General features: G+C 49.4%; 8 protein-coding genes. 2 read left to right on the top strand and 6 right to left on the bottom strand.

Annotated features, from left to right (window positions below; all coding sequences use genetic code 11):
- Positions 1 to 6: 6 nt before the first annotated feature.
- Entirely contained in the window at positions 7 to 1,803 is a 1,797-nt protein-coding gene (locus K1558_RS00850; RefSeq protein ID WP_238649485.1) for a type 2 periplasmic-binding domain-containing protein, read from the top strand.
- A gap of 142 nt (positions 1,804 to 1,945) precedes the next feature.
- On the opposite strand, the gene K1558_RS00845 is transcribed toward K1558_RS00850, so the two are convergent.
- Positions 1,946 to 2,728, bottom strand: a complete 783-nt coding sequence (locus K1558_RS00845; protein ID WP_338019661.1) for an alpha/beta hydrolase — start codon at positions 2,726 to 2,728, stop codon at positions 1,946 to 1,948.
- Between the two features lie 147 nt (positions 2,729 to 2,875).
- Positions 2,876 to 3,778, bottom strand: coding sequence for a GNAT family N-acetyltransferase (locus K1558_RS00840; RefSeq protein WP_238649987.1), 903 nt, complete (start codon positions 3,776 to 3,778; stop codon positions 2,876 to 2,878).
- Between the two features lie 466 nt (positions 3,779 to 4,244).
- Between K1558_RS00840 and K1558_RS00835 the strand changes: the two genes are divergently transcribed.
- The gene (locus tag K1558_RS00835) at positions 4,245 to 6,185 is read left to right on the top strand and encodes an AAA family ATPase (protein ID WP_238649483.1); all 1,941 of its coding nucleotides are present in this window, start codon (positions 4,245 to 4,247) and stop codon (positions 6,183 to 6,185) included.
- A gap of 564 nt (positions 6,186 to 6,749) precedes the next feature.
- On the opposite strand, the gene K1558_RS00830 is transcribed toward K1558_RS00835, so the two are convergent.
- From K1558_RS00830 to K1558_RS00815, 4 genes are all read right to left on the bottom strand, one after another.
- The gene (locus K1558_RS00830) at positions 6,750 to 8,774 is read right to left on the bottom strand and encodes a right-handed parallel beta-helix repeat-containing protein (RefSeq protein WP_238649482.1); all 2,025 of its coding nucleotides are present in this window, start codon (positions 8,772 to 8,774) and stop codon (positions 6,750 to 6,752) included.
- A 186-nt stretch (positions 8,775 to 8,960) separates the two neighbouring features.
- Complete coding sequence (locus tag K1558_RS00825; RefSeq protein ID WP_238649481.1) at positions 8,961 to 9,869, bottom strand: carbohydrate ABC transporter permease; 909 nt, start codon at positions 9,867 to 9,869, stop codon at positions 8,961 to 8,963.
- Positions 9,870 to 9,885: 16 nt separating this feature from the next.
- Positions 9,886 to 10,839: an ABC transporter permease gene (locus tag K1558_RS00820; RefSeq protein WP_238649986.1), complete on the bottom strand. Its 954-nt coding sequence runs from the start codon at positions 10,837 to 10,839 to the stop codon at positions 9,886 to 9,888.
- A 116-nt stretch (positions 10,840 to 10,955) separates the two neighbouring features.
- On the bottom strand, positions 10,956 to 12,674 hold the full coding sequence (locus K1558_RS00815; RefSeq protein WP_238649480.1) for a type 2 periplasmic-binding domain-containing protein: 1,719 nt from the start codon (positions 12,672 to 12,674) through the stop codon (positions 10,956 to 10,958).
- Positions 12,675 to 12,771 lie beyond the last annotated feature (97 nt).

The following is a 12,771-nucleotide window of genomic DNA, read 5'->3' as shown; positions in this document are numbered from 1 at the left end:
CTACACATGAGAACACATCATAAGCTGGGAAGAAAGTCCGCACTCCTGCTGGGAACGACCATTCTGCTGGTAACAACCGCACTAAGCGGCTGCAGCGGGAACTCCAATAACGGAGGCAATGCAGCGGGGACGGCTGAACCAGGAACACCCACGGAGTCATCCGATCCAGGCACAAGCACAGGCATTGATCACAGCAAACCGCTAACCATTACCGTATTCGACAACGCGGCGAACTATCAGGGTGAACAGACCGGCTGGTACGGCAAGCTGCTCAAAGACAAATTCAACATCACGCTGAACATTCTGGCTCCGCAGGTAGCGGGCGACCAGCTCTACAAGACCCGCTCGGCATCCGGCGACCTCGGCGACCTCCTGATTATTGAGAACAGCCAGCTCGAGGAACTGATTCCGGCAGGCATGATTATGGATCTTACCGACATGATCAAGAATACAGAGCATCTGTCCAAATATGTAGACAATCACTTCAAGCCGTTCAATGTGGCCTTCGAGAAGCAGAATCCAGAGGGGAAAATCTACGCCCTGCCTGCGTTCACCGCCGATACGTCACCAACCACCTTCTCGGAAGAGCTGCCTTACTCCAGCCCGATTCTGCCTTGGGATTATTACAAAGGCATCGGCGCACCGAAGCTCAATAACCTGAATGATCTGATGACTGCCCTGAAGGATATGCAGACCAAATATCCGAAGACACCTGACGGCAAGCCGATTGTTCCGATTACCCTCTGGAAGGACTGGGACGGCGGCAGCATGGAGAATGTCCGCTGGCTGAGCAACTGGTACGGCTATGAGCAGCCAAACGGCACGACCACCATTCAGTTGAATGCCAAGGGCGACATCGTGCCGCTTGTAGACGACAACAGCATGTACAAGAAGATTCTGCAATTCTACTATGATGCCAACAAGATGGGTCTGGTGGACCCGGACTCCCCTTCTCAGGACTGGAACAAGGTCTCCGAGAAGCTGACCAACAAGCAGGTGCTGCTCCTGTGGTACTCCTGGCAGAGAGGCTTTTACAATACGATTGAACGCGGCAACCAGGGCGACGGAAACGTAGCCGTTCCAATTGCAGATACCCACCTGATCCAGAACAGTGACGCTTACTTCGGGAACGGCCGAGTGTTCGCCATCGGCTCCAAAGCCAAAGAACCGGAAAGAATCATGGAGCTGATGGACTGGATGTCTTCACCGGAAGGCTTGCGTTACTACACGAACGGCTTCGAGGGCTTCAACTATGAAAAGACACCTGACGGCAAATTCAAGCTGACCGAAGTCGGCCAGACCGCATTCCAGGAAAACACCCCTGTGCCTGCCGAATACGGCGGCGGCGGTTACCAGGACGGCCAGAGCAAGGTGAACTCGATGATTATGAGTGACTTCGTCATTGACCCGGACACCAAAGAGTTCTACAACAGCACGTACTGGGCTTCCACCATCGAAGCGAACAAAACCAAGCTGACCACCGACTGGCAGAACACCTATGGTGCTACCACTCCGACCGAGTACTACCAGAAGAACAACATGATCGACATCGTGCCTAACATCAACACCAGTCTGGGCTCCGATTCCTCGGACATCAAGAACAAACGCAGCCAGATCTCGGATTATGTGAAGAACACCTCCTGGAAAATGATCTTCGCCAAGGACCAGGCGGAATTCGACCAGCTCTGGACCAAGCTGAAGAGCGATGTGGAAGGTCTCGGCTGGAACGATGTGTTCGCGGTTGACAAAGAAAGAGCCGAGAAAATTGTGAAAATGCGCGCTGATGCTGTTGCCAACAAGTAAGCAAGTGAGCGTTACGCGTAAGCTGTAAAAGAAGAGGCAGCCCCGGAGCCATGCAGATGGCTTTGGGACTGCCTTTTTTGTTAATGGTAACCGTTCTTCCCGCAAAATCAGGGGGCCTTCGCTCCCGGACACCCTCTGCTCCCTAAAAAATAAGCTGCGCGAATTGATACAGCCCGTTCTTCCAGACCGGCCAGTCGTGGTCGCCCTGCTCCTCCACCCAGATATGCGGTACGTTGTGCTCCGCGAGGTAGGCATGGGTACGGTCGCTGACGTACTTGAGGTTGTCCCGGTCTCCGCAGGATAACCAGAGCAGGTTAAGCGCGTCCGTTACCTTCTGCGGGTTGGGCACCAGCAGCTCAGGCTCCTTCGTATTCGGTGCCGGAGAGAAGGCTCCCACCCAGGCGAAGCGGTCCAGGTTCTTCAGACCCATGTTGAGCGATTGCCCTCCGCCCATCGACAACCCGGCCAGCGCGCGGTGCTCCCGGTCTGTCAGCACGGAATAATTCGCTTCAATATAAGGGATGAGGTCGTTCAGCAGATCAGACTCAAAGGTTGCAAAGGCTTCCAGCTTATCAGGAGCGAAAATGTCGCCCTCCGCCCGGTCATTCAGCATCGCCCGCCCGTTCGGCAGCACCACAATCATCGGCTTCAGCAGTTGGTCAGCATACAGGTTGTCCAGAATAATCTGCGGCGTGCCGTGAGTGTACCATTCGTCCTCATCTCCACCGATACCGTGCAGCAGATACAGGACACTGTACTTCTCTGCGTCCGAGTAGCCAGGCGGCGTGTAGACTCTGGCTTTCCGGGTGTTGCCTACTGTAGCGGAGGAATATTCAATCATGCGGATTTCCCCGTGCGCAATCCCTTCTCTCTTCTGATCATATCCTGCTGCTTGCGTTGTATACTTCTGCTGATTCGTGTCCATGCTGCTCATTCCTCTCATAGATTATATGTATATCTTCACGCTTTGTTTATTCGATAAACTAAGTGTGAAATCCTGCTGAGGAACCTGCTTCGGAAAAATATATATGGTGCATGGAAGTCCAGCTATAACGGACTATACGGACTGTATCTAAAACTCATACACATATGAATTAACTGGAATAATCTCCACCGGCTGCAAAGATTGATAGAGTGCATTAGCTTCGGCTGAAAACCCCGTAATATAAGCCGTTTTCACACCTTGCTCTTTCAGCCGCAAGAAACATGCGGTAACCACCGCCTTGCCGAAACCCCGTTGCCGGTAATCCGGGTGGGTCCCAATGGTCTCTATGACCGCAATCCCGTTATCCTGATCCACGAACCCGAAGCAAAAGGCAATATGCCGGCCCTTATCATCAACCACAGAGAAATCAAGCTCCGCAAGATAGGAGGGCAGAGTTTTTCTCCAATACTCTACCTTGACTGGGCCGGAATCAGACGGAGAGAAGATCTGTTCAATCAACTCGCCCTTCGATTCTTCGTCTGCTATTTCGGCCATGCTCCGTATCGAGAATCCTTCTTCCAGATCCAAGCAGGTGTACTCTGTATGTAGCAGATCATATCTTCTTGTATTCCCGATATGGGAATCCTGGACAAATCCCTGGTCTAATAGAGCCTTAACCTCCAGACCGTAGGGATAGCAATCGGTGTTGAGCTTCTTTTTCTCCTTACCCCATACATTCCGTGTCCATGCGACCATCTCGTCCGCCAGATACGGGTAATCCGGATGAACGATTAAGCTGAAGAAACCGCCTCCGGATTCGGAAATGAACAGGCCTGTGATCTCACCGGCTTCATTCTTCCATAGGTGTGCATTATGCTCCATAAAATTTGGGTCTGCACTTTTGGGCGCTTCGTACTGGTTCCAGAACTCGAATCTGACAAATTCCCAGGTCTGAAGCTTTCCAGTCAAGGTTACCATTTTTCTTAAAAAGGCATGAACGGTGTTAAAATTCTCCGGGGTGTCTATATACTTCTCATGAACTGCCTTCATCACTTCACATCAGCTCCATTCGTTCGACTCTAATCATTTCAAGCTTCTTCTATTATATGGAATACCCCCCATCCCTTTATAGGCAGAGATCTGTTAGTTGTTCGTTGAAAATAAAGTATTAGACTGGAGTCTTTGATATGACGCGATTTTAGAATTGAGGAATCTTCAGCTTTTGAATAATAAGTTTTAGACTGATCAATTAAAAGAAGCAGCGACGGACCAAGACTTGATAAATATAGTCGCAGACTCCTTCTGTTGTCGTTTAACTAACGTTTCCCGTGTCGCAATCTAAAACTTTTTTCTTACTCAATTACTTCAAAATTCAGTCTTACACTTTAATTTATTAAAGACATGGGCTAAATTGTGCAAAAAAACGACATATAGCTGTTTTGAGCTTGATAGAAATGGTATTATTATGGAGGATTCTGTAAAATTGATGAATGTACTATATAAGGTGGAGTCACTCATGAAGTTGACAAAAGTGGTCATAAATAAATATAAGAGTTTTTTGCATCTACAAGAAGTTGGTATTGATGAAGGAATCACAAGAATAGTTGGTAAAAACGAATCTGGTAAGACATCAATATTAGAGGCACTAGCTAAATTCAATTATTTTGAGGATATTCCTACTTTTAAGTTCGACGACTCATTTGATTTTCCTAAAAATGAGTGGAAAAGTTATCAAAAAAGCGGATTAGAGGATATCGAGGTAGTAAAATGTACGTTTGAATTAGAAGATGCATTGTTAAAGGAAATTGAAGCAGATCTCGGAAAAAACGTTTTTTTAAGCAAGGAGTTTTCCTATAGTGTTAAGTATAAGGGTAAAAATGTTTATTCGGGAGTTATAGCCGACGAGAAGAAATACATAACAAATATACTTGATAGCTTTGATCTGGAAGATGAAGTTAAGTCTTCAATTAATATCGCTAAGACTGTCAAAGAACTTATTGTTCTTTGCGAGCAAAATGAAGGCGCTGCAGAAGTATTGAAGCACATTAAAGAAAAAATCGTACAACACGCCTATAACTGGGCAAATTTGGTGGAAGGTTATATAGCATGTAGATATCTCAAAGTTAAAATGCCAAAGTTTTGGTATTTCGATGAGTATTTTACTATTCCTTCTCGTATAAGCATCAACAAGATGAAAAATGAGATTATTGATTCTGATTTTTCCCGCGAGGAATTTAATACAGCAAAAGCACTTTTTGAGTTGGCGAATATAGATATCGAGGAATTGAGTAATGCTGACAGCTTTGAGTCATTTATCTCTGAGTTGGAGGCAACCTCAAACGCAATAACAGACGAGTTCTTAGAATATTGGACCACTAACAGTAACCTTGAGATAAAATTTGAGATTGAGACAGTAATTGAAAAAAACCCAAATAATACCATAATGAGTGAGGATAAAATACTTAATATTCGCATAAGAAATACAAAACACAGGGTGTCTTTACCACTGAAAAATAGGAGTAAAGGTTTTATTTGGTTCTTCTCCTTTCTTGTTTGGTTCAGTAAAATTCAAAACAAAGGTTCTAAGCAATATATTCTTTTACTGGATGAGCCTGGGTTAAACCTCCATGCATCAGCTCAAAAAGATTTACTTAGGTTTATCGAGGAAAAGTTGGCAACTGAGTATCAAGTTATATATACTACCCATTCTCCTTTTATGATTGATTCCACTAAACTACATCAAGTTAGAACGGTATTTGACTCTATGGATCCCAAGAAAGGAAGTTATATCTCAGAGGCTATCGAGGAAAAAGACTCCGATACGTTGTTCCCATTACAGGCTGCCTTAGGATACGACATCGCACAAAATTTATATATTTCTAAAAATAATTTATTAGTGGAGGGACCGGCTGATTTATTATATCTGACAGTACTGTCCGGTGCTCTTGAATCGGTAGGACGAAAGGGTTTAAAACAGGATATAACAATTGTGCCCGTAGGTGGTTTAGATAAAGTAGCGACGTTTATTTCTCTGTTAAGAGGTAGTAAATTAAATGTAGTATGCTTATTAGATACCTTCACAGATCAAAAAGGAAAGCAAAAAGTTGAAAGTCTTATAATGCACCAAATAATTAAAGAGAAAAATATAAGATTCTTCGACGAGTTTTCGAACATCGGTGGAAATTACGCGGACATTGAAGACTTATTTGAAAAAGAGGAATACCTCCAATGGTTTAACTCGGCGTTTGGAGAACATAATGATATTTCAGTTAGTGACTTAGGCACAAAAATTAACCAAATTATCCCTCAAATCAATAAGGTAATCGGAAAGCCTAGATTTAATCATTATCGACCTGCTCACAAACTAACTCAGTTGGCGTGGGAAAGTAAACAATTTAATCCGAATACGCTAAATAGATTTGAAAAGATGTTTATAGAAATCAATAAGTTGTTCTAAGGCTGTTCGAGGGACTTTAATTAGTCCCTTTTTTTGTCCCCGCGGTATTTCGTTCGAGGTATATATCAGCTGACACGAGTGGGCAGTACTATAGAGAAAACTATCCCACATTCTGTAAATGAAACACCCATTTGGGCGTTAACCTGCCCGTTAGCTTAATGAAACTCCCCAGTCTAGTACTTTATTTTCTCAGTCTACAACTTTATTTTTCAGTCTAATACTTTATATTCTTTAAACATTAGGATCATTTCATCCATTCGGTCCACTAGGCCCCGTACAGCCCCATTATATATTGTTTTTAGCATACATCCGGGCCACTCGGCCCCGCTCAGCCCCATTGTATACTGTTTTCCACATACATTCAGTCCGCTCGCCCCGTACAGTCCCGATTGTATGCTGTTTTCCACATACATCCGCTCCGCTCGCCCCAGCACAGCCACATTGTATACTGTTTTCGTCATACATTTGGGTCCCCGCCTTCGTGGAGAGCGCACATGCTCATGAAATCCCTCAAAACACACAAAAGCCTGTCCCAGGGGACAGGCTTCTCAACCATTTAGTGCCTTACAGCACAATCTTCACCGGACTATCATCCGTTAGCTCAAACGGTCCAGGCGTCACATTCGAGTCCGGGCGCTGTGTACCAAAGAAGTCGCGGTCGAGGCGGTACGGCGTGCCGTCCGGCTCCTCGTAGCGCATCTCGGCGTGATAGCTTCTGCCCAGCAGATCCGTTGTAACTACCGTAGGCGCTGCGGCACGCAGCAGCTCAGGGTTCACAATATGCACCTGCACCTTGCCGGAGGCCGGATCAACCTCAATCTCAAGTCCCTTGTCAGCGTAGACTTTCGCTTTCAGCTCATGGGTGCCCGGCACCGCATCTTTCAGATACAGATTGCCCTGAACCGCGACGGGAAGGGCCATCTGCTCGGGGTGGAACGGCTTCCCGGAATCAATCAGCGCCTTGATCTCTTCCTTGGTGAACTCCCACCACTGCTTATCCAGCGCATTCGGATGCTCGTCGTAGCCGCCCAGTCCGACCGGATGCAGATAACAGCGGGAATTATCAGGAATCCCGTCCATCACCCGTTCACCGTTATCGTTAATCTGCTCTCTTGGGGCAAGCGGCAGATGCTCGAAGAACGTCATCGGCACGACCTCATTGTCCGTGTCCTCATCACGCAGGAAGATATTGTTGTAATACCGGTCGTCTCCGCCCGCGATATTGCTGTACCCGGCGACCGCCGTCTCATGCGGCATATGGTACGGTGTATAACGGGTAAGCTCAGAGCGCACCACGAACCGGCCGGCAAACAGATTATGGACGAACGCGCCGCCCTGGGCCATATTGCGGAAGTTCATCGGCGACAGGAACAGGTTGTGATCCACCATATAAGGGCCGTGGCACACCTCCATGAAGAAGTCCTCGGACAGATTGTCGTAGAATACGTTCCGGCTGATCCGGGTGCCCTGCGCCTGCCAATCGAGCCATAATGCCCGGTAGGAGCTGTAGATCACATTCCCGCTGATCTGGGTATCCAAGGAAGCATGGAGCTTGATTCCGGCCACCTCTGCCCCATGAAAAATCCGTTTATGATGGATATTATAAATCCGGTTCTGGACAATCTGGCTGAAGGCCCCGCCCAAATGACCAACGACACCGGCCTGCTCACAATCATGAATCACATTATTGCGCACGATATGGCTGCCAATGTTGTCCTTATGCCAATCCTGGCGGAGTGCGCGGAAAATAACCTCCTGCTCCCGCTGCGTCCCGCCCTTCATCTTGCCCTTCGACCATTCGTTGTGTCCGGTTGAGATTTCTTTACCCAGACTGACCCCAGTGCATTTGGACTCGCAGATGTGGTTGTCCTCAATAATCCAGCCTTTACTCCAGTGGGGGCCGATCAGCCCTTCCTGTAATGCTGTTGGCGGGGCCCACTGCGGAGCCGCCTGGCGGAGCGTGAAGCCCTTGACGGTTATATAGCTGCGCCCTGTCTTCTCCGGCCAGAAGCAATAGGGGCGCACGCTGATCTCCACATTCTCCCGGCGCGGGTCCTTGCCCCCGAAGTTCGCCCAGATTTTAGTAGCATTCGAGCTTACCTCCGCATACCACTGCAGAAGAGAATCCTCCGCGTACTTGGCCTGCGGCCATACCTTGGGATCATGCAGCTTGGTAACGCTATCACTTTCATACAGCGATTTGCCGTCCAGGTAGACCTCCCCCAGATGAGGCTCGAACGCCCCTTCAAACAGCCAGTCGCCATACAATTTCTCCTTAAAAGGATTGCGCACCGCAAACAGGCTGTTCGGTACCTCTGTACTCCAGACCCCGTCTCCTTCATCCTGCCAATCTGCCACCGGCTCAGCCCCTGTGATAACGACTTCCCCGTCCCCGGCAGCCTGATAGACAATTCGCAGTTCCTCAGTTCCCCCGTTAGCCGGGCTCACCCATTCCCTGTATGTACCCGCATGAACGGTAACTGTATCCCCCGGCTCCGCCAGCGCCGCAGCGCGGGAGATGGAGCGGAAGGGCTCAGCCGCTGTACCGGGAGCCTGATCGCTCCCCTGAATTGCAACATGATATTCCATATGATGAAATCCTCCTCTTTCTTATATGTCATATGGACATTTTAAATGAATTCTCTCGATATTGCTATAACCATGTATACAACTCCAACAGAAAAGACCGCATACCCTGCACATCAAGGCATGCGATCCCTCTAATACCATTCCCGCTATGGAACCGCGGTTGTATACAATTTAGACTATCTAAACCTACCCTTTGACCCCGCCGACCATCATGCCCTTCACAAAATACTTCTGCAGGAACGGATACACCATAATAATCGGCACCGAGGCGACAATCGTCATCGTGGCCCGGACAGACATCGGCGTGACCGCATTCTGCTGCCCTCCGGTCGCTCCCTGAATCATCCCGTCCAGCGATGAGGTGCCAGTGGTTGTGTTGGAGTTCTGCAGAATCTTCTGCAGCTCATATTGCAGGGTACTCAGCTTCTCATCCGAGGAGTTGTAGAGGAACACATCGAACCAGGAATTCCACTGGAACACTCCCGAGAACAGGGCCACCGTAGCGAGAACGGGCACCGTCAGCGGCAGAATGAGGCTGAAAAAGGTTCTGAAGTCCCCCGCCCCGTCAATCTTCGCCGATTCGATAATGCTCTCCGGCAGATTTTCAATGAAGGAACGGATAATAATAAGGTTGAACACGCCGATGATCCCCGGAAGAATGTAGACCCAGAAGCTGCCCACCATCCCCAGATCGCGGATCAGCAGATAGTTCGGAATCAGCCCCCCGTTGAAGTACATCGTCATAATGAAGGCAATCGTGATGAACTTGCGCAGGACATAGTCCTGTCTGCTGAGCGTATAGGCGAGCATCGCTGAGCAGAAGACAGTCACTACTGTTCCGATGACGGTCCGCAGCACAGAGATGAAGGTGGCATGGAAAATCGTCGCTTCCTTGAAAATATAACTGTAATTCGCCAGCGTCCACTCTCTGGGGAGCAGATAGATACCGCCTTTGATCGAATCCTGCGCGTTGTTAAGCGAAACAGCCAGCACGTTGATGAACGGGTAGAGCGTCACGATCATGAGTATTACCATGAAGGTGTAATTGCAGATAACAAACAAGCGGTCGCCGGTGGAAGAGCTGATCCTGGGCATACCTACACCTCCTTTTTTAGTACAGCCTTGCTTCGCCCATGCGCTTCGCGGCATTATTCGCCATGAACAGCAGAATGAAGCTGACGACGGTCTTGAACATGCCCGCTGCGATGGACAGGGAGAAATTGCTCTGGGCGATACCGTATTTCAGGACGAAAATATCAATGTTCTCGGAATAATCCACATTCATGCCGTTGCCCAGCAGATACTGTGGCTCGAATCCCGATTCCAGCAGATAACCGATATTCATAATCAGCAGGACAATCACAACCGATTTGATGCCCGGGAGCGTGACGTAGATCATTTTCTTGAAGCGGTTCGCGCCGTCGATCTCGGCAGCCTCGTATTGCGTCGGGTCAATCGTGGTCATGGCCGCCAGATAGACAATGGTGTTCCAGCCGATATCCTTCCAAACGGAGCTTGCGCCGAAGATGGTCCAGAAGTACTCCGGGATGCCCAGGAACAGAATCTCATTGCCGCGGTCGATGAAGCCGAGTCCCACCAGCAGCTGGTTAATGGTGCCGTCCGGTGACAGTGTGGTCTGAATAATGCTTGCCGCGACGACCCAGGAGATGAAATGCGGCAGATAGCTGACCGTCTGCACAACCCGCTTGAAGGCGATATTGCGTACCTCGTTCAACAGCAAGGCCAGGGTGATCGCGGTGACAAAACCAAAAAACAGATTAATCGAGCTCATCGCCAGCGTATTGCGCAGTACGCGCAGGAACCGGTCGTCACCGAACAGAAATTTGAAATGCTCGAAGCCGATCCAGGTCTGCTCCATGAACTTCTTGGCCGGCTTATAATCCTGAAAGGCAATGCTCCAGCCCCATAACGGCAAATATTTGAATACAACCAGCCAGATCAGAAAAGGAACCGACATCACAGCCAAAGCACGCTGCTGGTACAGCTTCCTGAAGAACAGCTTGATCCGGCCCGGCTGCTCCTTGCTCGCCGCCTGCCGGGGCATGGCTGGTACTGTATTATTATCCATCTGAATTCTCTCCTTCCAGACACCGGGCGGCCAGGCGGTAACGGGGAAAGACCGGCACCGGCGGTGCAGGTCCGGCCTCTCCCGTCATCCTCTTATTGGTTCGCCAGTTCAACCTTCGCTTTGACCTGCTCTGTCGTCCATTTCTCGTAACCGGCTGTATCGAGCTTGCCGAATTCCTTCATATATTCCTCCCAGACGGAATCGAATTTGTCCGGGGTGGTCAATACGAGCTTAGGGAAATACTTCTTCGTCAGCTCATCCTTGCTCGCTTCCCATAGCTGCTCCGGCGAATTCTGCTCCTTGGCGAAGCCCCAGGCCGGGAAGTATGGACGCGGCACCGGTTCAGCGAACAATTGGCTGTAGGTCTGTACGCCGTATTTCTCCAGAATGAACTTATCCTTGTCGGTGAGGGTCATCTGGAACACTTCCGGCTGGCTGGCGACATTCTTGGCATTGCCGTCGGCCAGGGTAGAGGTGGCATTATACATCGGCCAGTTCCAGCTGAAATACTTGAAGCCGAAGCTCTCTCTGAACGGCTCGTCAATCTTGTCGATCTGCTCCTGCGTCCGGTAGTAACGGCCTTGTTCATTCACTTCATACGTCTCGCCCTTGATGCCCCAGGACATCAGCGTCTGGTTCTCTTCGGTCAGCATGTTGTCGAAGAACTGGATGATGCGGACCGGATCTTTGGCGCTGACTGTAATCCCGATTCCGCGGTTGGTAACGAGCCCTCCTGGAGGATCAAGGTAGGCATCCGGCGTGCCTTCGTCAAAGGTGACCGGCAGCGGGAAGTATTTATAACCGTCCAGTGAAGGGTCTTTGCGGGCGGCATCCTTCAGCACATTGAGCGCATTGTCGACCTGCCAGCGGTAGTCGAAGAAGCCGAGCACCTTGTGGGAGGTTAATTTGGCAATATACTGGTCATAGTTATCGACGAAGGAGGCTTTATCGAACAGACCGGCGGCATTGAGGTCATTCAGCGCCTTCAGCCACTTTTTGGTGGACTCTGCACCGGCATAGGTTTTGGCTTCCCAGGTGTTGGTATCTACAGTAACGTTACCGTCGTTGGGGTAGCCCATCAGATGCATCGGCGGGTTCGAGGTGGCGAAGAATCTCCAGTCATGCGTCAGGGAGACCATCCCGGTCAGATTCTCATCCTTATGCTTGTCGCGGTAATTCTTGATCAGCTCTATATATTGATCCAGGGTTTTGATCTTCGGATAGCCTGCTTCCTCCAGCACCCGGCGCTGGACCCAGAAGCCCGCTCCCGCCTCCGGCTCAGGAATGAAGTCATTCACCTGCGCGGCAATCGGCAGGAAGTAGATTTTACCGTCCTTGGACCGCATCTGGTTCAGCGATTTGCCGTATACCCGCTTGATATTCGGGCCATGCTCCTCAATCAGGTCATCCAGCGGAATGAACGCGCCGGCATTCAGCACTTCCTCAATCGCGGCATCCGGGATCAGCACATCCGGGTAATCATTGGCGGCAATCATCGTTCCGATCTTAGTGTTCAGGTCGCCCACGACGAATTCCAGCTTGAAATTCACACCCGTCTGATCCTCCAGCAGCTTGCCGATCGTCGTCTGGTTCGTGTTTCCGTCCTTTGAGCCGGCTACCCCGTTGAAGATTTTGAAGGTCACCTTATCCTGCTTGGCTTCCGCCGTCGCAGTGGCAGCAGCCGAGCTGGACGGCTCCGTCTTCCCCGTGGCCTCCTTCGTCTTGTTATTGGTGCCGGAGCATGCAGTAATCATCGATAATGAGAGGATTGCCGTGAGACTGAGAAGCCAGAATCTCTTGGTTTTGCGCATTGCTTTTACTCCCCCTTTTGTATGCATGATGTAATACTCTTCCAGTATAAAAGCGTTTTCAATTCGCCGTTACCCGCGAAATTATGGCTTCTCCTTT

Origin of the sequence: Paenibacillus piscarius, assembly GCF_022234545.1 — a bacterium.
Lineage (GTDB): Bacteria > Bacillota > Bacilli > Paenibacillales > Paenibacillaceae > Paenibacillus_AQ > Paenibacillus_AQ piscarius.
This window is presented reverse-complemented; position numbering and strand designations above follow the sequence as displayed.